We start from the raw sequence: 20729 nt of genomic DNA on the forward strand, positions 1-20729 counted from the left end.
AAGAACAGGGAAAGTATGCGCTACACAGAATTACAGGTAACCTCCAATTTCAGTTTTCTACGGGGCGCCTCGCACCCGGAAGAGCTGGTAGAACAGGCCGCCGGTTATGGATATACTGAAATTGCCATCACAGACCGCAATACACTGGCCGGCATTGTGCGTGGCCATGTGGCTGCTAAAAAGAACGGGATACGCTTCATTCCCGGCTGCAGGCTGGACCTGCAAGACGGGCCCAGCCTGCTCGCCTATCCTACTGACAAAGACGCTTACAGCCGGCTGTCTAACCTGCTCACCACAGGCAACCTGCGGGCAGAAAAAGGAGACTGCCACCTGTATAAAGCAGATGTATACCAGCATGCGCAGGGCATGCGGTTCATTGCCCTGCCGCCACCGGCACTGGATGAAACATTTAATTTCACCCCGTCATTTGTGGAAGCCTTGCAGGAATACCGGGAAGCCCTCGGCCGGCAACTCTACCTGTCTGCTACCCGCTCCTACCAGGGAGACGATCTGAAAAAACTATACCGCCTCTCACAACTGTCCGGCCAATTCAACATTCCGCTGGCAGCCACCAATGATGTACACTACCACCATCCCCTCCGCCGCGAGCTGCAGGACGTGGTTACCTGCGTACGGGAAAAATGCACCATTTATACCGCGGGCTTCCGGCTGCATCAAAATAGTGAGCGGTACCTGAAACCCGCAGATGAAATGCACCGTCTTTTCCGCCAATATCCTGACGCCATACGCCATGCCTGCGAAATTGCCGACGCCTGCCGGTTTTCGCTAGACAGTTTGAAATATGTTTATCCGGAAGAGATCACCCATGATGGGCGCAGCCCGCAGGAAGAACTGGTATTTCTCACCTGGCAGGGAGCGCGTGAACGGTTTGGCGATGCCATTTCTCCTAAAATCACCGGCATCATTCATCACGAGCTGAAATTTATCAGGGAGACGGATTACGCCGCCTATTTTTTAACCGTGCATGACATTGTAAGGTATGCGCGAAGTCAAAATATCCTCTGCCAGGGGCGGGGTTCAGCGGCCAATTCCATTGTATGTTATTGCCTCGGCATTACCTCCGTTAGCCCGGAAAAAATTGACCTGCTGTTTGAACGCTTCCTTTCTTCCGCCCGTAACGAACCGCCGGACATTGATGTGGATTTTGAGCACGAGCGGCGTGAAGAAGTGATACAATACATCTATAACAAATATGGCCGTGACCGGGCCGCCATTGTGGCTACCGTTACCCAGCAGCGGCAGAAAGGCGCCATCCGTGATGTAGGAAAGGCCATGGGCCTGTCTGTAGATACCATCAACCGCCTTTCCGCATCCATCTGGGAGTTCACTCCGGAGTGGTTTGAAGAAGACCGCCTCACGGAACAAGGGCTCAACCCCGGAGACCCGCACCTGCGCAAGGTATTGCAACTCACGGAACAGTTCATGGGTTTTCCCCGCCAGCTGGGGCAACATACCGGCGGTTTTGTGATCACACAGGGCAAACTGTCTGACCTGTGCCCCATTCTGAATGCACGGATGGAAGACAGAACTTGTATTGAATGGAATAAAGATGACATTGATGCCCTCGGTTTGCTTAAAATAGATGTGCTGGCATTGGGCATGCTTACCTGCATCCGCAAGGCCTTCGACCTTTTGGAAACACATCATGGCAAATCTTATACGCTGGCCAACATTCCGGAAGATGATAAGAAAGTGTATGAAATGATCAGCCATGCAGACACCATTGGCGTATTCCAGATAGAAAGCCGGGCACAGCAGTCCATGCTACCCAGGCTGAGGCCGAAAAATTTTTACGACCTGGTGATAGAAGTGGCCATTGTTCGGCCAGGGCCTATCCAGGGGGATATGGTGCATCCTTACCTCCGCCGCCGCAATGGGGAGGAGGACGTAGAATATCCTTCAGAAAAGCTGGAAAATATTCTTAAGAAAACATTGGGCGTACCCCTGTTCCAGGAGCAAGCCATGAAAATTGCCATAGACGCCGCTGATTTTACGCCAACCGAAGCAGATGAACTGCGCCGCAGCATGGCCACTTTCAAAGCGCCCGGGCAGGTAACCAAATTCGAAACAAAGCTGGTAGAAGGTATGGTGAAAAACGGCTACGAACGTGAATTTGCCAAGCGCGTATTCCGCCAGCTGGAAGGCTTTGGCAGCTATGGCTTCCCTGAAAGCCACGCCGCCAGTTTCGCGTTGCTGGTCTACGTTTCCTCCTACATCAAGTATCACTATCCGGAGGTTTTTGCCTGTGCCCTGCTGAATAGCATGCCTATGGGCTTTTACCAACCCGCCCAGATTGTGATAGATGCTAAAAAACATGGCGTGGAGGTGCGGCCTGTAGATATCAACCATTCTTCCTGGGATAATACACTGGAAGAAGCCGCCGGACAATACCGCGCCCTCCGCCTCGGTTTGAGGCAGGTAAAAGGGTTGAAGGAAGAGGATATGCAAACACTTCTTTCCGCAAGGGGCGCCGGCTACACCAGCATACCCGCCCTGCGCAATGCCGGCGTGCTGCATATTGCCCTGGAAAAACTTGCCGATGCCGATGCATTCAGGTCTGTAGGCCTTGACCGCCGCCGCGCCCTCTGGGAAGTATCCGCCCTGCATGACAGGCCCACCGGCATATACACCGGCCAGGCCACCCCGGAAACGCCGGCGCAGCTTCCCGAAATGCGGGAATCGGAACATGTGGTGCAGGATTACGCCGCCACATCCCTGTCTTTAAAAGCCCACCCCGTGAGTTTTATCCGGGAAAAACTCCGCCTGCTGCATATCCTTTCCACAGATGAACTGAGCGCTCTGGCAGACGGCGCGCCGGTAAAAGTGGCCGGGCTGGTACTGGTGCGGCAGCGGCCCGGTACCGCCTCCGGCATCTGTTTTATTACCATAGAAGATGAAACCGGCTGCAGCAACCTCGTGGTTTTCAAAAACCTGTTTGCGCAATACCGCAGGGAGATCCTTCAGTCAAAACTATTGATGGTGGAAGGAAAGCTCCAGCGGGAAGGGGAGGTGGTACACGTGGTTGTACAGCGGTGCTACAATTTGAACAAGCTGCTATTGCATCTTACAGCGGCAGATGAAAAACCGGCAGACAGCGGCCAAACCAGGATTTTCCCGGAAGGGAGGAACTTCCGTTAAAGAATGACCGGTCACATTTATTTCTTTACAAGCGATGCGCTGGTAAGAGAACGGAGAAAGTTCTCAAGGTCTTGCTTGTCCTGCTCAGACAGGCGCAGGGGAGCTGACAACAACGTGTCCCTGTTTACCGGGTCATGCACTATTTTGTCCGGGTCATCATAATAATCAATTACCTCCCGCAAGGTCCTAAACATGCCATTGTGCATGTATGGGGCCGTCAATGCAATGTTCCGCAAAGGCCCGATCTTGAACATGCCCACGTCTGCCGGGTTTTTAGTAATGGCTGCCCGGCCGCTGTCATGCAGTTGTTTTCCGTTAAACAACCCGATATTCCTGAATTCGGTGTTGCTGAAATCCGTTCCGAAGTGGCATTTAACACATTTGGCGCTGCCATTGAACAACTCAAATCCCCTTTTAACTGATTCGCTTACGGCAGATTCATTTTCATTTGTTTTCCATTCGTCAAACGGAGAATCGTTTGTTTCCATAGAACGCTGAAATGCCGCCAGCGCCTTGCCCAGGCTTTGGGCTGAAGGTCTTTCTCCAAATATTCTTTGAAATGCCTCCTTGTAAAATTCGTTTCGCTGCAAGCGCTGTACTGCGCTGTCTACCGGCAGGTTCATCTCCAAAGGATTGGTGATGGGGAACAGCGCCTGTAGTTCCAGTGTTGGCGCCCTGCCATCCCAGAAAAAGAAAGCCGCGGAATTGAGGTTCATGGCTGATGGCGTATTTCGCGCACCCTTTCTTCCAAATACGCCCGGGCTTACTGCGCTGGAGTCTGCAAATGCAAATTCCGGTTTGTGGCAACTGGCACAACTGATCTTTTTATTGGACGATAAAATGGTATCAAAAAATAATCGCCTGCCCAGGGTAATATCATCCCCCGGCAATTCATCAGCATTACCGCAGAAGTAATTGGGTAACATTACTGTACTGGCTATCAGTAATATGACGATGAAATAAATTCTCATGATACGTCATTTAACCTGCAATGATCAGCCTTTCCTTATCCGATGCAGCACCGTGCCGTCCATATCGAAGCGCCGGGGCCGGCAACTGTCATCGATCACTTTGAAACGAATGGAATCGCCACCCAGAAAATCAACTTTATAAGTACCATAATACTCGCCGTTGCCGCCGCAAATAGGGTCATAGGCTTTTAACGTATCACTTCTGAACGTTGACTTTCCGCTGCTGAATAACTTTCCATCTATATAAAAGTCATGCGTTCCGTTACTATGAAAACGTGCCTCTGCCATAGGGCCGCTGTTGAACTTTACGCGCCATTTGCCGTAAATACTGTGTTCCATGTGGTTTTGCCGGCAGGAAGAAAATATCACTCCAGCAAGCAAGCATAAAATGAGTTTCATAAAAAATGTCTGATGTATGATGTTATTGTTTCACCCTTTTCATGGCCATGCCGCTGGAGCCATGCACCCTTTCCTGGCAGGTATCCTGCAGTGCATTAAAGCTGACGGAATCTTTGTAATAGGTCAGCTTGTATAAACCTTCGTAGTCCATATCGCAATTACCGTCCCTGAAGTAAATGGAATCACCCACCGTACGGTACTTGCCGCTCACTATCAGTTTGCCGTCAATAAAAGCATCGTACGTGCCATTATCTTTAAAGCGGCCGATCACCACATATGGCTTTTCTTTGTAAGATAAATGGGCGTCCCATTCGCCCACGATGTTATGTTCGGGTTGCTTTTCCGGCGCGTTGTTACAAGCGCTGAAAATGATGGTTGCGGTCAATAGTGTACTCAATTGTTTCATAACTGCTCTTTAATTCTCAAAGCTATGTTCTCCCATAAAAAAAGGCATTTGCCCGTGTTGCAAATACCCTTGAATATGTTGTATCCCAAATTGTTGGTTTACAATCATTTGGAATTGTTGCAGCTACATTTGTTTTTGTTGCATAAGCGCGTTTGTCAGGAAACCGCCCCGCGTTCGGGCACCGCGCTGGGTGGGTAGCCAAAATGTTTTGAAAAGGCCGTGGAGAAGTTGGCGGGATTGGTATAGCCTACCTTGTAACATACTTCGGCTACAGTGGCAGCATGTTGCTGCAGCAGGTCATGCGCGCGCTGCATACGGATGGTACGGATCAGTTCACCGGGGCTTTGGTCTGTCAGGTCTTTCAATTTTCTATGCAATTGCGTGCGGCTCAAGCCAATTTTCCGCCCCAGGAAATCGGTGCTCAACTGGTCATTGTCCAGTTCGCTTTCTATAGCCGCATGTACCCTTTCAAGGAATTTCCTTTCCATGGAAGGCAGTTCTTCCGTAACCGTGATCCAGTTATTGCCCTTGCTGTACTTTTTGCGTAATTGCTGCCGTGTCCGGATCAGGTTCTCTATCAATGCCAGCAGCTCTTCTCTATCAAAAGGCTTGGCAAGATAGGCATCTGCGCCGGTTTCGATCCCTTTGATCCGGCTGTCCCGGTCTGTTTTGGCAGTTAGCATGATCACAGGGATATGGCTGGTGCGCTCATCCGTCTTTAAAGCGGCACAAAGCTCGTAGCCGTTTTTCTGCGGCATCATCAGGTCGGTGATCACCAGTGTGGGAATGGTCTCAGATGCCATTTTGATGGCATCTTCCCCGTCTTTTGCAGCAAGCACGGTATAATATGCTGACAATGACAGCGCAATAAACTGCCTTAGCTGCTCATTGTCTTCCACTACCAGTATAGTGGTGGCGTCAGGCTCCGTTTGCGGCACTGTCTCTTCTTCCTGCACATACCCGGGCGTACCCTCATTGTGCGGGGTTTTCGCTATTGCATCATTTGTTGCCTTCTCTGCCGCTTCTTGATAGGGCAACCTTAAAGTAAATGTTGTTCCTGCATGCAAGGCGCTGGTTACAGCAACGGAGCCTCCCAACAACTCTGACAGTTCCTTGCACAGGGCCAGGCCAATGCCGGCGCCTTCCCTGGACCTTGTGTCTGTAGCGTCTGCCTGGTAAAAACGGTCAAATACATAGGGCAGCTTCTCCGGCGCAATGCCGATCCCATTATCCTGCACGTTTATTTCAAACTGGTGGCCGGACTTTTTTGCAAAAGAAACAGTAATGATCCCTTCGTCCGTAACAAACTTAAAGGCATTCGAGATCAGGTTCTGCAGTATTTTCTCCAGTTTATCCGCGTCTGCACTGATCCACAGCACCGGGGTATCTGTATGAAACGAAAGCCGCACCCGCCACTGTTCTGCCAGGGAACTGAATTGCTGCACATGGAGGCGCAACCACCGCACTACGTCCAGGGCCTCATTTCTGATCTCCATCTGCCCGCTTTCCAGCCGGCTAAGGTCCAGCAGCTGGTTAATTAATTGCAGTAACCGTTCGCTGTTTTGCAAAATGAATCCCGCATATTGCCGGCCGGCATCTGTATCTGCCTGGCGCAACAATTCCTTTGCGGGGTTGGTGATGAGGGTAAGCGGCGTTCTGAACTCGTGGGTAAGGTTTACAAAGAAGCGAGATTTGACCATGTCCATTTCCTTCAGCTGCTCTGCCTGTTGCCTTACCTGGGCTGTACGCTCCTGCACGGTTTTTTCCAGCTGTTCAGCCTGTTCGGAAATGAGCCGGTTCTTTTCCTGCTCTTTTAACAGGTTTTCGGTGGATAGGCGTTCGTTCTCTTTTAATTGCGTGGCCAGTCTGCGGTTGGTGGCGGCTACCTCCAGGGCAATGTAAATGGAGAACAATACCGGCATTAACAGGTTTCCCCAGGCAAAAGCTATCATTACCTCTTTGAAAGTAAACCAGCCAAACTGATTTGACCCCACAAAGATCCCCATCAAATAGATCAATATCAACCCCGCAGCGATCAGCCATAGTTTTTGGTTCCCTTTTCTGATCGCCTTTACGATGGAAATCATGGCATCCGTGTAAACAACCAGTACAAAAATGATCTGGTACCAGTTTGACAAGGCTGTTTTGAAGCGGTCATAATACAGGTCGTACCAGTCCACCCAAACCCAGATAGCCAGCGCCAGGGTGAGAGCGGCAATGGCCGCCACCCTCCAGCGGGGGATCTTTTCATATGCCGCGGCGTACAGGAGCAATGCCCCGAAATTCAGGTGCAAAAGAACGAACCCAATAAAAAGTTTGATGAAGAACACCTGCAACCCCGGGTCTGTAGCCACCACCGTCTGATACCTGGCATACAACCCAACGGCCACGGCGGCAACAAACAGCACATAGTACAGGTTTATCCTGTTTTTAGGGTAGAAAATGAACAACAGCAGGTGCAGGAGCGTAAGGATGCATGCCGCCGCCACGCTCATCAAAAGCTGGTCCATAAAACGTTGCGACGATTTTTGCGCAGCGTTCATCTGGTGCAGATCCTGTATATACGCGTTGAAACCCGTAAAATCCGGAAAGAAATTGCCATAGTGGCTGTAGCGGATAGCGAGCAAATGCGGCAGGGTATCCGTAATTGCAAGCGGTATGGTGAGATAGGGGTTCCGGGCGGACCGCATCGTTTCCTTTGAATGCCCCAGCCGGCCCAGCGTCATAACCTTCTTCCCGTCAAAGTAGGTCTCAGACGCTGCATCGTGGTTGATGTACAACCCCCATGTACCGGTAACCGCCGGGTCTGACTGCCTGATCCAGATCCTGAACCATCCAAAGCCCGTCCAGCCTTTGGGCGGATCTGCCCTTTTAAACTTCCCCGTGCCAAAGTTGGTACCGGCAATAACATCCCAATGACCATCCGGGTAGGCCGGGCTGGCCCAGGCCATGCTATCACCGGGGTGGAACTTCCACTGGCGGCCATCCAGCCATAGCGGTCTGGTAACGTTGCTGTCTGAAAGGATGACCGGGTTGTTTTGAGCAGATGCGCATACAAATAGAAAACAGCCAATGACCGTAATGGTCCAACAGCGTAACGTTGGTTGTATGGCGTAACCATTGCCTTTAAAACCGGGATTAAACATCAAAGCGGGGGATTGGTCGTAACTAAAGTTACGAAAGTTACCTTTGCGTCCATGCTTTTTTACCTATACCCGTGCCCGTGTGGCCCGGTGCGGCCGGAATTGCACACCGGCTTTAATTAATTTGCTTATATGATGCTTTTTCCTTAATTTAAAATGTTAGCTCCAACATCATGGTCATTGAAGTAGAACCCCATTCCATCGCTCGTTGGTGAATGCTTGGGCTAACCCCATTGGTAAAATCTAAAATCGTTGTTTTATGCGCCAACGCTACCTAGCCGTTTTCCCCATCGCCATGCTTTTTGCCTGCGGCAGCCACAGCGGCAACAAGGAAAAACAGTCAACCGGCAAAGATTCCCAGACAATTGGCTGTTATAAACCCCCAACAAATGATAAAGAATGGTACGCAACCGGAAAAAAAGCGCCCAGGTTTGAAGGGCTGGAAGGTATTGATTGCAGGATATCAACATCCAGCAAGGAAGCACAGGAGTACTTCAACCAGGGATTGATGTTAGCTTACGGATTCAACCACGCAGAAGCAGCAAGGTCTTTTTACGAAGCCACCCGGCTGGATTCCACTTGCGCCATGGCTTACTGGGGATTTGCGTACGTGTTGGGGCCTAACTACAACGGCGGCATGGAAGAAGATAATTTTCAACGCGCGTATGAAGCGGCTGTAAAGGCTAATGCATTGATCGGGAACTGTACACCCAAAGAAGCGGCGCTGATCAAAGCATTAGCCGCCCGGTATGCGGCGGAGCCTCCGGCCGACCGTAGCCCGTTAGACATTGCCTATGCCGCAGCCATGAAAAAAGTGTATGCACAGTACCCTACAGACCCGGATATCGGGGCCTTATATGCGGAAGCCCTGATGGACCTGCACCCCTGGGATTTGTACGATAAAGAAACAAAGGCGCCGCGGGCCTGGACGCCGGAGCTGATGGCCATCCTGGAGCACTTGATCAAAACAAACCCGATGCACCCGGGTGCACACCATTTTTACGTTCACGCGCTGGAAGCCTCCGCCACGCCCGAAAAAGCCCTGGCCAGCGCAAAACTGCTGGAAACATTGGTACCCGGCTCAGGCCACCTGCTGCATATGCCCTCACATATTTACATCAATACGGGAGATTACCATCTGGGCTCCGTTTCAAATATTCGCGCAGTAGAGGTAGACAGCATTTATACCACTGCCTGCCATGCACAAGGCGCTTATCCCTTATCGTATTATCCGCATAATTACCATTTTCTCGCTGCAACCGCCACGCTGGAAGGCAACTCAACATTAGCCTGGAACGCGGCAAAAAAATTGCAGGCGCATACTGCCACAGACATCATGCGCACACCCGGGTGGGGAACATTGCAACATTATTATACCATTCCATATTACATTGCTGTAAAACTCTCCATGTGGGATACGATCATTGCCATCCCCCCTCCCGCAAAAGACCTTGTGTACCCCAATGCCATCCTGCATTACGCCAAAGGCATGGCATACCTCGGGAAACACGATATCACCAACGCACAAAAAGAAATGGACAGCCTGCGCATACTGGCGGCAGACACCTCACTTCAAGACCTCACCGTTTGGGGGATCAACACCACGGCAGACCTGGTGCAAATTGCCACGAAGGTGCTTGGAGGCGGCATTGCATTTAAACAAAACAAGGTGGCTGCATCCGTTTCCTTACTGGAAGAAGCGGTGGCCATTGAAGACCGCCTCAATTATAATGAACCACCAGACTGGTTTTTCTCCGTCCGGCATCATTTGGGCGCTATTCTGCTCAAAGCGGAAAAGTATGGAGAAGCGGAGAAGGTCTATAACAGGGATTTACAGACCTGGCGGAAAAACGGCTGGGCTTTGATAGGGCTGCATAACGCGCTGGCATTGCAGGAAAAACATGGTGAAGCGCAAAAAGCTAAATCTGCTTTTGATGAAGCGTGGAAGTATGCGGATTTCAAGATTTTGTCCTCTTCGAATATTGTGGAATAGGAGACTGAATCCGGAAGTACTGCGCAGGGTGGTTTCAGTTTGTCTGCAGGGCTGGTTCAATAAAAAAGCCACGAAGATCTCGCGGCTTTTGCTCCCCCTGTTGGACTTGAACCAACGACCCTCTGATTAACAGCCCTTGAGGAGGCCTAATCGGGGCTAACCAGGGTGAACTTGAATTAACTTAACTGTTTAATTATCAATCGTTTAATATTTTTTGACTAATTTGACAAAAGCCGTCCGAAGGCCCTTTAACGGGACTTTGCTGGCAAATTGTTGGCAAATTTTGGAGGTCGGAGAGCCATTGTGAACCTGAAAATTTAGTCAAGATGTCATTGAGTATTTCGATCAGCCTGGACACCCGCCGGGCTAAAAAAACGGGAAAGTTTCCGGTGAAGCTGCTGGCAATTTTTAATCGCAAACCTCGCCGCTACCAGACGGTTTACGACTTGAGCGAGGAAGAATTCAAGGCTTTGTCGGCTAGGCAAAAATCAGAGTGCCTGAAAAAGATGCAAGAAACCCTCAAGCAATTGCAGCGAAATGCCGAGGAAGCGGCGGCAGGATTGCAGCCATTCACGTTCGAAGGTTTCGAGAAAGCGTTCATTCTAAACAATCCTTCTTTTCACCAGCGGAAGGCGATCAAAGAAGTAGCTGAACTCGATAACCACCCTTTCAACCAGGTGATGTATGATAACCGCTTCCCTATTTTCCGGTTGCCCAAGCCAGAGCCCGACACGATCTTGGCGGTGTTCCTATTTTATATCAGCAAACTTTTGAACGAGCACCGCATCCGGACGGCTGTCCATTACCAGACTACGTACAATATACTTGCCCGTTTCAGCGGTAATGTACGGTTCGTTGATATTAATGTCAGCTATCTGAAGCGTTTTGAGGCCTGGATGCTGGAGCATGGATATTCTAAGACTACCGTCGGTATTTACACCCGTTGCTTGCGTGCCGCCTTTAATGAGGCCATTTTCCAGGGAATCATTAAGCGGGAGAACTGTTATCCTTTTGGCCGGAGGCTTTATCAACCACCATCCTCCCGGAATATCAAGAAAGCGTTGACGCTGGAGGATGTGAGTAAGATATACTATTACCAGCCCGAAAATGAACGGGAACGGAAGGCGAAAGACTTTTGGTTGTTTTCTTACCTGGCGAATGGAATCAATCCTACTGATATCATGCATCTTAAATACAAGAATATAGACGGTGATTATCTCGTTTTCGAGCGGGCCAAGACAGTAAACTCTACAAGGCTTGATCCCCGCCCCATCACGGTATTTATTTCGGATGACATGCAACGGATTATTGACTACTGGGGGAATAAAGACAAGAGCCCGGAGAATTACATTTTCCCCTGGATGGAGCATAATGTTACACCTTTGCGCCAGGTGGAGTTATGCGAATTGTTTGTCCAGGCGATTAATGACTGGATGGCGAAGATCCGGAAGAAGCTGGGTATCGAGAAAAAAGTGACGACCTACGTGGCCAGGCATACCTTTTCAACGATCTTAAAGCGGTCGGGCGTCAGCACGGAGTTTATCCAGGAATCTTTGGGGCATACCAGCATGAAGACAACGGAAAGTTACCTGGATAGTTTCGAAAAGTCGGTGAAGAAAGAATACTCGCAGCGTTTGGTGGCTTTTAAGGAGGGTATGGAAAGATGAACTATTTCAAGGGCGACTGAACGGCCTGGTTGTTCACTTTTGCGGGCCGTTCATTTTTAGTGAACAGTCTCAAAAAGTGAACAAATGGCTAATAGCTACAGTTAACGAGTAAAAAAAGTCTCAAAAGGGCATTATAGTGCCCTTTTTATTGTGTTTGGGCACACTTCACACATATTTTAGTCGAAAAGTGCTTTTTGCTGCACTTTACAATGAATTTTTACTCCAGAATGCTTAAATTTACTATGAAAAAGGTATTATAATGCACTCTAGGGAAATATTCAACATCGTGAAAGCCAGAAGAGAATCTCTAAATGTGACGCAGGAGACGCTCGCTCAACTTTCCGGCGTAGCATTGAGAACCTTGAAACAATTTGAAAGCGGCAAGGGCAATCCTACCTTGCAAACACTCCAAAAGCTCGGTGACGCGCTGGGGCTTGAAGTAACGGTCGTCATTAAAAACAAGGGGAATAACGTATGAGAGCAGCCAACATTCTTTTCAAAGGGCAAGAAGCCGGCGTCTTAACACAACATGATGATGGTACGTTCACGTTCCAGTATAACGCATCGTGGGTAGAAGACAGTAGCAAGCCAGCCATCAGCCTTACATTACCGAAGACCGCCTCCCCATACCATTCTAATTACCTATTCCCGTTCTTTTACAACATGCTGCCGGAAGGATCAAACAAACAGGTCGTTTGCCAACTTAACCACTTGGACAAGACCGACTATTTCGGGTTATTGCTGACGATTGCCCAAACAGATACCATCGGCGCGGTTACCTTGTCCAAAATCGATTAAACATGAGTTTACCAGATATCCAACATTGTCCCGGTACGCTGGCCCCTGGCTATCGGACCTATAGTCGAACGGCACTTGTCCGGGTCTTCAAGGGCCGCAAGGTAAGTCATCTTCTTCCCTATGATTCACCCGCCTCTAATGCGGCAATGGACGAACTCTTTGATGAGAACAGAAAACGCATTTCTATCTCGGGGGTACAAGAAAAATTTTCCGTTCTGCTCGGGAAGAACAAACTTCGATTGATTAACGAGGGCGAACGGGGTAGCTACATCCTGAAACCAATTCCGGCAGCCGGCCGGCGACCGGACCAGATGCCCGCAAATGAACACCTTACGATGCAGATTGCGCGACAAGTATATCATATCGAAACGGCGGAGAATGCGCTGATTTTTTTCCGTAATGGAGCACCCGCGTACATCACCAAACGTTTTGATGTCGATGAAAATGATAGAAAACTCGCGCAGGAAGATTTTGCATCCCTAGCCGGGCGCACGCCTCAAACACATGGAGAACATTATAAATATCTGGGTAACTATTTGGAGTTATTTCAGCTCATGCAAAAATACGTCCCGGCTTATCCCGTAGAAGCGCCCAAATTATTGAAATTGCTCATGTTCAACTATCTCTTCTCAAATGGTGATGCACATTTCAAGAATTTTTCTCTCCTCGAAACGCCGATGGGGGATTACCGGCTGAGTCCGGCGTATGACTTGCTTAACAGCCGGATCCACATTAAAGACAAGGATTTCGCCTTAGATGATGGCTTACTCCCCAAAAATTTGGCGCAGGGGAAAATTATGCAGCAGTTTGCAGTATTGGCCGATCAGGCAGGCATTTCCCAGGCCTCTTTCGATGCAATCAGGCAACTTATGCTTTCCCAAACAGATAAGGTGCAGGAATTAACGTTGGCGTCCTATCTGGATGAAACCACCAAGCGTAATTACTTGCAATCGTATCAAGGCCGATTGCGGCAACTGGAAAAGACGTGAAGATTAATCGACGATTGCAACTCAGCACTAGAATTCTCTATAGAAAGGAATCAGTCCCAACGCTCGGTTTTTCACAAGGATATTTATTAGATAAGTTTAAGTTAGGTGGTTTATTCGTACTATGAGTACGGATATAGGAAGAAAAACAAACCAGTTCTGACGGTATCGCCTGAAGTGGCTAAAGAAACTACTTTGCACCCATGCCGAATATATTGCTACTGGACTGTCTAAGCGTAGCACATAAGTAAGTTGGCCCAAACTGTGATTTCCTTTGACTGTTATTTCTTAAATTTCAGTAGAACAAATTATAGGGTCATGGGAAATTTCAGAAATTGGCTTTCCTCGAACATGCTATTCCGTAATATTTTGGCCGACTTCGGATCGAGGTCTGCCTATACCGGGGAACCGGGAGGGTTTATCGCTTATTTCCAATATAAGATAGGCACCTACCAGCGCGACCACCACCTTTACTTCCCCAAAGAACCCTTCGCCGTTCGATACAACAATGAGGTCTTCAATAAGCTATTCGAATACGCCGGAGAAGATATCTTTAAATACCTCGACTTCCACTTTGACGCCTTTCCCGAGAAAAACGCCTTTATTTTATACCTCGACAGGCAATTGACAGAACGGTTAAAGAAAAGCCCCAGTAAAGAGCGCAAAATAAAACTGGAATCAGCCGCCGATTGGGTGGCGGAGAAAAAGCAATTATTCCGGACAAAAGCGGAACTGACCAAAGAGGATATTTCGCGGGATCTCCAACTGGTAATCGATAGTAAGGCGGCCGGCAAAGCTGATGAGGCGCAACAGCGACTGGATAAACTTGCAGATAAGCTGGACCACAGATTTGACGATGCAATTGCCCGATTGGAGAGCGCCTCAAGTCTACTTCCGACCGGTAGTATTGGCCTGAATAATCAAAACCACCAGGATAAGCTGGTGCAACTTCTTTATATACTACAGAACCTTCATAACCCTAAAAATAGGACGGAGGCGCTCTTCAGCGGCTTCAGTAACATTAACCTGGCGGCTATACTACGGCACCATTTCCGAGATTTTGCAGATAAGAAATCCAACACGATCGAGAAAAATGCAAAAGCAAGTATCGCAAAGCTCAAGAATAACGACCCCAAAGTCCAAAAGTTGATCCTGGCTTTGGAGGAATTCTTCTATGCATAAGGTATAGCCAGTCTTAATTTACCCATACTGACCTTTTCGAACTGGCGCAAACCTATTGAATTTCAATAGATAAAAATCCATGACCAATCCGGCATTGACTTCCCTTCCTGCTTAACCCATCTTGCGTCCATAACACAGAAAGTTTATGGACACTTTATTTATTCCCAACGAGAACGATTTCCGGCGGTGGATCAGGGAGGCACTAAAGGAGTGCCTGGAGAATCTCCCGGTAAAAGAGGGCGCGACTTCCGACCCGCAGAAGGAGCCCTTGCTCACCCGCAAGGAAATCGCGGGCATCTTCCGGGTGTCGCTGGTAACCCTCCATGAGTGGATGAAACAGGGTTTGCCCTTTCATAAGCAGGGAGGCCGGGTATACTTCCTGCGCTCCGAAGTACTGGAATACCTCAAGCAGAAACGCAAATTCCAGGATAAACTGTCCGGGCATGAATAGGGTAACCATTCAGGAAGCCAAGTTGCTGGACCAGGTGGATTACCTCGCATTCCTGGGATTTTACCCGGAAAAGATCCGCGGTCAGGAATACTGGTACAGATCGCCATTGCGGGAAGTGCATACCCCATCCTTTAAGGTAGACAGGGCGAAAGGCGTATGGTACGATCATGGAATCGGCCAGGGAGGAACAATTATTGATTTCGGGAAAGCTTATTTCCACTGTAATGTTCGGGAGTTTCTGGACAGGCTGACGCCATATCTTTCTTTTCATCGCCCCGAACTTCCCATGCAGGTTTCCGCTCCATCAGCCGTTCAATCCTCGACCAGCCAGGCTGGTGAAAAGAAAGGGATTGTTGTTTTGTCCGCCGGCCCGCTGGAGTCGCCCCAGCTTTCCCGCTATTTGGCCGAGCGCAAAATTCCCTTGTCGATAGCGGCCGCTTATTGCCAGGAGGTACGATTCGAGTTGTCCGGTCGGCGCTTTTTTGCCATCGGGTTTAAAAATGACCTGGGTGGCTTTGAGCTACGTAATGCGCATTTCAAAGGGAGCAGTGCCCCGAAGGCATCTACCTTCCTGGATCAGGGCTGTCATGAGCTGGCGGTATTCGAAGGCTTTTTCAATTTCCTGTCCTTTCTTACCCTCGGGCAATACCGCTCCCTACCTACCTGCAATTTCCTGGTCCTGAATTCCCTCGCTTACTTTCGGAAGAACAGATCCATCATGGATCAACATGCCGGGGTCACCCTGTACCTGGACCGGGATGCCGCAGGACTCCAATGCACCAGCCAGGCGTTGAAGTTCGGGCCGCAGTTCCGCGACGGAAGCCACTTCTACGTCGGTAATAATGACCTGAACGAGTGGCTGATCCAAAATTTCCCAAGGTTGAAGCAAGATCAATCTATCCTCCCACAGGTAGGTAAGGTATTGCGGGATGTCCAACACCTTCCACCGGATATTTCTCAGAGTAAGAAGGGTAAGCGCATGTAAGTTCTTCAAGTCCATAATCTATTATACCAATTCAATCTATTTTTTAACAGTAAAAACGACGCAGATGGCAGATTTGAAACGCAAAACGCTCTCCCTCTCCAGCGGAAAGCTCCTGAAACTTTACGGCAGCAGCCTTGCCATTTCCAAAAGCCTGGAGATCGGGGAAGGGTACGCCCCTAATATTTATTCATTCACCGAAGGTCAGTCTGGAGGAAAGGAGGCCGGTCAAGTAACCAACCCCCACAAGCTCGACCGGGAAGATCTGATGGAACTGGCCGACTTCAACATCCAGCTTTGGATGAATTTGAAAGCCAACCTCCGGAAATATGGCGTGGATAGCCCGAAGGTTTTCAACCAGGAATCCAGCAAATAATGATGCCAGAATCATTGGGAGTACCGCGGCTTTTTCCCGCTTTGCAATTGCTCAAAACGGCGGTGGCTTGCAGGATCGATTTTAAGCGTCCGGTTTAAGGCAAGCGGTGTTTTTGTAGGACAAAAACCGCTTGCCCCTTGCTCCCGTTGGTCACATGGGGAGAAGAAATGCACAGTTTCTCAGTTAAATCAAAGTATGATGACAACGATAGCAACGAAGAAAAAAGCAGGAGGCCGTCCAGTGGCGGCGAAGAAGAAAGCAACAATTGTCCGGGTGCGCTTCGACAAGGAGCAGTATTTTATCCTCCGGCATAAAGCCCAGAAGGCCGGATTAAACTTCTCCGCTTATCTCCGCCAGGCTGCGGAAGTAACTGTAATCAAAGCCCAGCTTACCACGGAAGAGCGGGATTTCATCCGAAAGCTTGTAGGAATGGCCAACAACTTGAATCAGTTGGTAAAGGAATTCAAACAAGCCGGCATCTTAAAAACTGCCGCCCATGTTGAAGGGCTAAGGGACAAAGTGGATCAGCTATTAAAACTATTGAGAAGTGATAAGTAAGGTTTTCGATGGACATAGCTTTTACCATGCCTGCCGGTATATGTGTAACAAACAAGGCGCAGAAGTGCTGGCGACGGAGGGAGTGCGCGGGTATGACTACAAGCTGATGGCGGAAGATTTCATCGGCCAGGCCGCCCAACGACCTACTAAAAAGCAGGCTTGTTTCCACGCGGTACTGAGCTTTCATCCCCATGAAAAGCCGGAGGATTCCAGGATCGTTGCCATCGCAAGGGCGTACCTGCAGGAAATTGGCATCTCCAATACCCAGTTTGCCATTACCAAACATACCGACAAAGCGCACCTGCATGTGCATCTCATCGCTAATATGGTGAACAACGACGCCCGGAGTATCAAAGACAATCATATCGGGTTGAGAGGAAAAAAAGCCGCCCAACAGCTTACCCTGAAACACGGGCTCATCGTAGCCGAAAGGAAAAACCTGGACCTCACTCACCAGGAAGCGCTCGACCAGTCCGAAGCCAACCGTTACAAAATCTATACGGCTATCATGGAAAGCCTCACGAAATGCCGGAACCTGGAAGAGCTGGAAGCCCGCCTCAAAACTTATGGCATTGAGGTACTGTACAAGTTTAAAGGACAGACCCAGGAGCGGCAAGGCATCAGTTTTCGCCTGGAGAAGGATGTTTTCAAGGGCAGCAAAGTAGACCGGAACTTCTCATTGGGCAACCTTGAAAAGACGCTTTCACAGGGTCAGCGGCAAAATCCAATCCAGGCTATGGGAGCGACGAATCCAATACCGTTATCCGGGCCTGGCGTTTCTAATACTTCCAATCCGGCTATTCAACTGGCCCAGGAACTTGAGAATATAATGCTGCAATCAACCGGTAGCCTGCTATCGGATCTTATGAAGCCGGAGTATGTACCGCAGGGTGTTAACCCCGACTTGTTGCGCGAAGCTCGTAAAAAGAAGAAGCGTAAAAGACTGCGCTAGATCAGAACAGTATTTTAAATGCCAAAAATTCAAACCATGAATGAGCATCTTTTGACCACCCTGACCGAGATCAGTGAAGGTCACACGAATAAATTAGAACAACACGACCAACAAATCAGCGCCTTGCAGGAAACTATGAGCCAGTTATCAGCATTGAAAGGCGCGCTCAATCACCTCACCCAAGCCGGCGGTCCCATTAATCAATTATTAATCCATCTACCCGAGCAGTCAAATCTGCACCAGCGCCTGGACCAGACATTGCGGGACACAATCACTGCCCTTTCACGGCCGCAGGTGCAAAATCACCATCATCATTTCCCCAAGGTTGCCTGGGCGACCGTAGGCTTATTCCTCATGTTATGCCTTGTAAGCACCGGGTGGTATCTCTCTGCTTCCTGGCTAAACGACTTCCGTGACAATGATATTAAATACCGCTATTTGCAACTTATCGACAACAAGCAGGTGGTCCACCTGCTGCATTTCACAGATAGTTTGCAAAGAGCGCAGCCTGACTATTTCCGGGACAGCGTGCTTTCTAAGGAAGCGGAAAAGCACCGCCGCCTGGAAATGCTCGATGAAGCGAACCGCAAAGAAGCGGAGGCCGAGCAGCTTCGCCAGAGGGCTAAAAAGTAGTAATTGCCTACTCTAAACAAGAGAACCCACGCGTTGTATGCATTATTATTAAAATGCTCCGTGAGTGCATCGAGGCCTCACGCTACGGGTGTACAAGCACCCTCGTAATAATATTTCGCCGGGCACTATTCTACAACCAGGGCAATGCCCGCTTTGTTGGCTTTGTAGGCAATTTTGTCCTTCAGGCTGTAATAACTCCAGTTGCGCAGCAAAAATTCTTCCTCCTTTGCGGCGGCTTCCTTCCCTTGCTGACCGGTAAGCAGTAGGGTGGCAACCCGGTGCTTCAGGCATAGGTTGATCAACCGGCGACTGTAAACGTGCAGTTTATAGTTCACATACCGCTTTTCCGCGCCCCGGTAATGCTCCAGATTTTGCAGTTTCCGGGTTAAGCCGTTCTTTGACCGGTTATAGGTGGCGGATTGCTGGCAGCGATGAAGCGCTTTTTGAATGGCCAGCCGCCGGTACAGGAAATCTTCTTTGGTGCCGATGGAATAGCTATGCCGCCCGATTTTTACCCGGATCGGAATTTCCATCGATAGGGTGGCTTCGGCCACTACTTCCGGATGAAGGGCATGATCCTCTTTTGAAACCTCGAACGTCGCCAGCAGGAAGAACTTGTGCTCTTCCACCTGGATGGAGCTGGTGCACAGTTTATACTCTCCTCTGAGGGCGGCTTCCCAGATCGCCCGCTTGTCACCGCCCTTTTTTCCAAAATACAGGCGGAAGGTGTGGCCAAATATCTGGCAGGTATAAAACCGACCGCCGTCTTCCTGTTTTATCTGGCGGAGGTCAGTAGGGGCGATTGGCATCGGAATATCCCGTCGGAAACTCCTGAGTGACCGCTCCCCTTTCCAAAGCCTGTCCCTTTCCTTGCTGAAGCTAAACACCAGTATTTTATTCAGGCACCCCAGGATGCTCATGGGCATTTGTCCTTTGAAATACCGGCTGAGCAACTGGTAGGTAGTTCCGATCTGCGACATCGTGAGAATGCCGTCCTTATCTTTCTTTATGTCCGCCAGTCTTACCCGTACTTCATCCGTGAAATAGAATAAGTCCTTGACCTGTTCCTGGATGAACTGGTGGGTGTAGATGAAATTGGCGGCCCGGTGGACCATTCGCTGCCATCGCCAGAAAGTTTCCCGCGTTTGGCGCTTCACTGCGGGATCTTCCGAATGGATCAATAGTTGGATTTTCCGGGTCAGCACTACCTTGTTTTCCTTCATCGCTTTGCAGGTTTGAGGATTTCTTGAGCTGACACGTACTCTTTCAGGGCTTGCCAAAGGGGAATATGTAACTCCTGGGCAATCCTGTCAAAACTGTATTGTCGCTCTAGCCTTAACTGGCAGACTTTTATTTGGAGATCATTGAGTAGCTTACTCCAATGAGAGGGTGGTGAACTGCCAGAGGCGATCTGGTAGGTGGGTTCCGGTAGCTTTATTCGCAGGATCATTTTTTTTAATGCATTAATACTTTCCTGCACCTCCTGGCTGATTTGTTGGTAAGGTGCGGCAAAGCGGCTGGCAATTTCCTTTAGGCTGAGGCCATAGCGGAAGTAAAGCGTCATGATGGTTTGGCGGTTACCCGGCAGGTAGGGAATGGCGTCCTTTACCAGGTTAATTCTTTCCTGCTCCGTATTGGAAAGGCCTGCAAGATCTTCCTCCTTATCAGGATCGTATGCCGCTGCCTTATGATCCTCAAGGTATTCAGGATGTATAAGTTGACTGTAGAACCGGTTTGCCGGTTGCCGGAAATAGTCATAACAACCCCATCGGGTACATAACCGGATGAAGCGGAACAGGTGCAACATGCTGGTCATGCACTCCCGGAACTGCCAGGCGCGGAGAAAGGCTTCCTGGACAATGGTGTGATTGGCGAATTCATCCCCTGTTATGCGATTGGCGTAATATAGAACCGGTTTGTAGAGATGCTCATATATATAGGTGAAGGCTCCCTCCTGGCCTTTTTGATAAAGGAGGAAGTATGACTCGTTTTCCGGAGTATTCGTGGTTATGTAGTGATTCATGGCGTCGGCAGCTTGTCAGTAAGTAATGTAAGCCCGTAAGGACCGGTGCT

19 protein-coding genes are annotated in these 20729 nt (G+C 49.4%); 13 read left to right on the top strand and 6 right to left on the bottom strand.

Annotation, left to right across the window (positions count from 1 at the left end):
• Positions 1 to 15: 15 nt before the first annotated feature.
• Entirely contained in the window at positions 16 to 3159 is a 3144-nt protein-coding gene (locus tag D3A97_RS06475) for an error-prone DNA polymerase (RefSeq protein ID WP_119077570.1), read from the top strand.
• A gap of 17 nt (positions 3160 to 3176) precedes the next feature.
• Here D3A97_RS06475 and D3A97_RS06480 read toward each other — a convergent pair whose 3' ends face one another.
• The 4 genes from D3A97_RS06480 to D3A97_RS06495 all read right to left on the bottom strand — a co-directional run bounded on the left by D3A97_RS06480 (position 3177) and on the right by D3A97_RS06495 (position 8081).
• Positions 3177 to 4130 (bottom strand): cytochrome-c peroxidase, encoded by a 954-nt coding sequence (locus D3A97_RS06480; protein ID WP_119077571.1) that lies wholly within the window; start codon positions 4128 to 4130, stop codon positions 3177 to 3179.
• A 24-nt stretch (positions 4131 to 4154) separates the two neighbouring features.
• Positions 4155 to 4529, bottom strand: a complete 375-nt coding sequence (locus D3A97_RS06485; RefSeq protein WP_157986378.1) for a hypothetical protein — start codon at positions 4527 to 4529, stop codon at positions 4155 to 4157.
• Positions 4530 to 4551: 22 nt separating this feature from the next.
• Positions 4552 to 4935 (bottom strand): hypothetical protein, encoded by a 384-nt coding sequence (locus D3A97_RS06490; RefSeq protein WP_157986379.1) that lies wholly within the window; start codon positions 4933 to 4935, stop codon positions 4552 to 4554.
• Between the two features lie 155 nt (positions 4936 to 5090).
• The gene (locus D3A97_RS06495) at positions 5091 to 8081 is read right to left on the bottom strand and encodes an ATP-binding protein (RefSeq protein ID WP_119077574.1); all 2991 of its coding nucleotides are present in this window, start codon (positions 8079 to 8081) and stop codon (positions 5091 to 5093) included.
• Positions 8082 to 8337: 256 nt separating this feature from the next.
• Here D3A97_RS06495 and D3A97_RS06500 point away from each other — a divergent pair, with 256 nt between their 5' ends.
• The 12 genes from D3A97_RS06500 to D3A97_RS06555 all read left to right on the top strand — a co-directional run bounded on the left by D3A97_RS06500 (position 8338) and on the right by D3A97_RS06555 (position 18656).
• Entirely contained in the window at positions 8338 to 10071 is a 1734-nt protein-coding gene (locus D3A97_RS06500) for a tetratricopeptide repeat protein (protein WP_198673885.1), read from the top strand.
• Between the two features lie 326 nt (positions 10072 to 10397).
• Entirely contained in the window at positions 10398 to 11738 is a 1341-nt protein-coding gene (locus D3A97_RS06505) for a tyrosine-type recombinase/integrase (protein ID WP_119077576.1), read from the top strand.
• Positions 11739 to 12024: 286 nt separating this feature from the next.
• The gene (locus tag D3A97_RS06510; protein WP_198673886.1) at positions 12025 to 12216 is read left to right on the top strand and encodes a helix-turn-helix domain-containing protein; all 192 of its coding nucleotides are present in this window, start codon (positions 12025 to 12027) and stop codon (positions 12214 to 12216) included.
• Entirely contained in the window at positions 12213 to 12536 is a 324-nt protein-coding gene (locus tag D3A97_RS06515) for a HipA N-terminal domain-containing protein (RefSeq protein ID WP_119077578.1), read from the top strand. Before D3A97_RS06510 ends, D3A97_RS06515 begins: the two co-directional genes overlap by 4 nt.
• A gap of 2 nt (positions 12537 to 12538) precedes the next feature.
• A complete protein-coding gene (locus tag D3A97_RS06520) occupies positions 12539 to 13525 on the top strand; it encodes a type II toxin-antitoxin system HipA family toxin (RefSeq protein WP_119077579.1) in 987 nt (328 codons plus the stop codon).
• 315 nt (positions 13526 to 13840) lie between these two features.
• A complete protein-coding gene (locus D3A97_RS06525; protein ID WP_157986381.1) occupies positions 13841 to 14704 on the top strand; it encodes a hypothetical protein in 864 nt (287 codons plus the stop codon).
• A 145-nt stretch (positions 14705 to 14849) separates the two neighbouring features.
• Positions 14850 to 15155, top strand: a complete 306-nt coding sequence (locus tag D3A97_RS06530; RefSeq protein WP_119077581.1) for a helix-turn-helix domain-containing protein — start codon at positions 14850 to 14852, stop codon at positions 15153 to 15155.
• Complete coding sequence (locus D3A97_RS06535; protein WP_119077582.1) at positions 15148 to 16140, top strand: DUF8464 domain-containing protein; 993 nt, start codon at positions 15148 to 15150, stop codon at positions 16138 to 16140. The genes D3A97_RS06530 and D3A97_RS06535 overlap by 8 nt, the downstream gene beginning before the upstream one ends.
• Before the next feature lie 64 nt (positions 16141 to 16204).
• Positions 16205 to 16513 carry a hypothetical protein gene (locus tag D3A97_RS06540; protein ID WP_119077583.1) on the top strand — a complete coding sequence of 103 codons (309 nt, stop codon included), beginning with the start codon at positions 16205 to 16207 and terminating at the stop codon, positions 16511 to 16513.
• 195 nt (positions 16514 to 16708) lie between these two features.
• Entirely contained in the window at positions 16709 to 17071 is a 363-nt protein-coding gene (locus D3A97_RS06545) for a plasmid mobilization protein (RefSeq protein ID WP_119077584.1), read from the top strand.
• Positions 17072 to 17111: 40 nt separating this feature from the next.
• A complete protein-coding gene (locus tag D3A97_RS06550; RefSeq protein WP_119077585.1) occupies positions 17112 to 18023 on the top strand; it encodes a relaxase/mobilization nuclease domain-containing protein in 912 nt (303 codons plus the stop codon).
• Between the two features lie 36 nt (positions 18024 to 18059).
• A complete protein-coding gene (locus D3A97_RS06555; protein WP_157986382.1) occupies positions 18060 to 18656 on the top strand; it encodes a hypothetical protein in 597 nt (198 codons plus the stop codon).
• A gap of 125 nt (positions 18657 to 18781) precedes the next feature.
• Here D3A97_RS06555 and D3A97_RS06560 read toward each other — a convergent pair whose 3' ends face one another.
• Together D3A97_RS06560 and D3A97_RS06565 are read right to left on the bottom strand one after the other, a co-directional pair.
• Entirely contained in the window at positions 18782 to 19879 is a 1098-nt protein-coding gene (locus tag D3A97_RS06560; RefSeq protein WP_157986383.1) for a hypothetical protein, read from the bottom strand.
• The gene (locus D3A97_RS06565; RefSeq protein ID WP_119077588.1) at positions 19876 to 20679 is read right to left on the bottom strand and encodes a sigma-70 family RNA polymerase sigma factor; all 804 of its coding nucleotides are present in this window, start codon (positions 20677 to 20679) and stop codon (positions 19876 to 19878) included. Before D3A97_RS06565 ends, D3A97_RS06560 begins: the two co-directional genes overlap by 4 nt.
• Positions 20680 to 20729 lie beyond the last annotated feature (50 nt).

The organism is Chitinophaga alhagiae, assembly GCF_003568665.1.
Lineage (GTDB): Bacteria > Bacteroidota > Bacteroidia > Chitinophagales > Chitinophagaceae > Chitinophaga > Chitinophaga alhagiae.

What these genes read in the sequence shown, in the direction of transcription:
- D3A97_RS06475 (WP_119077570.1), top strand. Translation starts at nt 16, where the DNA reads ATGCGCTACACAGAATTACAGGTAACCTCCAATTTCAGTTTTCTACGG.
- D3A97_RS06480 (WP_119077571.1), bottom strand. Translation starts at nt 4,130, where the DNA reads ATGAGAATTTATTTCATCGTCATATTACTGATAGCCAGTACAGTAATG.
- D3A97_RS06485 (WP_157986378.1), bottom strand. Translation starts at nt 4,529, where the DNA reads ATGAAACTCATTTTATGCTTGCTTGCTGGAGTGATATTTTCTTCCTGC.
- D3A97_RS06490 (WP_157986379.1), bottom strand. Translation starts at nt 4,935, where the DNA reads ATGAAACAATTGAGTACACTATTGACCGCAACCATCATTTTCAGCGCT.
- D3A97_RS06495 (WP_119077574.1), bottom strand. Translation starts at nt 8,081, where the DNA reads ATGTTTAATCCCGGTTTTAAAGGCAATGGTTACGCCATACAACCAACG.
- D3A97_RS06500 (WP_198673885.1), top strand. Translation starts at nt 8,338, where the DNA reads ATGCGCCAACGCTACCTAGCCGTTTTCCCCATCGCCATGCTTTTTGCC.
- D3A97_RS06505 (WP_119077576.1), top strand. Translation starts at nt 10,398, where the DNA reads ATGTCATTGAGTATTTCGATCAGCCTGGACACCCGCCGGGCTAAAAAA.
- D3A97_RS06515 (WP_119077578.1), top strand. Translation starts at nt 12,213, where the DNA reads ATGAGAGCAGCCAACATTCTTTTCAAAGGGCAAGAAGCCGGCGTCTTA.
- D3A97_RS06520 (WP_119077579.1), top strand. Translation starts at nt 12,539, where the DNA reads ATGAGTTTACCAGATATCCAACATTGTCCCGGTACGCTGGCCCCTGGC.
- D3A97_RS06525 (WP_157986381.1), top strand. Translation starts at nt 13,841, where the DNA reads ATGGGAAATTTCAGAAATTGGCTTTCCTCGAACATGCTATTCCGTAAT.
- D3A97_RS06530 (WP_119077581.1), top strand. Translation starts at nt 14,850, where the DNA reads ATGGACACTTTATTTATTCCCAACGAGAACGATTTCCGGCGGTGGATC.
- D3A97_RS06535 (WP_119077582.1), top strand. Translation starts at nt 15,148, where the DNA reads ATGAATAGGGTAACCATTCAGGAAGCCAAGTTGCTGGACCAGGTGGAT.
- D3A97_RS06540 (WP_119077583.1), top strand. Translation starts at nt 16,205, where the DNA reads ATGGCAGATTTGAAACGCAAAACGCTCTCCCTCTCCAGCGGAAAGCTC.
- D3A97_RS06545 (WP_119077584.1), top strand. Translation starts at nt 16,709, where the DNA reads ATGATGACAACGATAGCAACGAAGAAAAAAGCAGGAGGCCGTCCAGTG.
- D3A97_RS06550 (WP_119077585.1), top strand. Translation starts at nt 17,112, where the DNA reads ATGTGTAACAAACAAGGCGCAGAAGTGCTGGCGACGGAGGGAGTGCGC.
- D3A97_RS06555 (WP_157986382.1), top strand. Translation starts at nt 18,060, where the DNA reads ATGAATGAGCATCTTTTGACCACCCTGACCGAGATCAGTGAAGGTCAC.
- D3A97_RS06560 (WP_157986383.1), bottom strand. Translation starts at nt 19,879, where the DNA reads ATGAAGGAAAACAAGGTAGTGCTGACCCGGAAAATCCAACTATTGATC.
- D3A97_RS06565 (WP_119077588.1), bottom strand. Translation starts at nt 20,679, where the DNA reads ATGAATCACTACATAACCACGAATACTCCGGAAAACGAGTCATACTTC.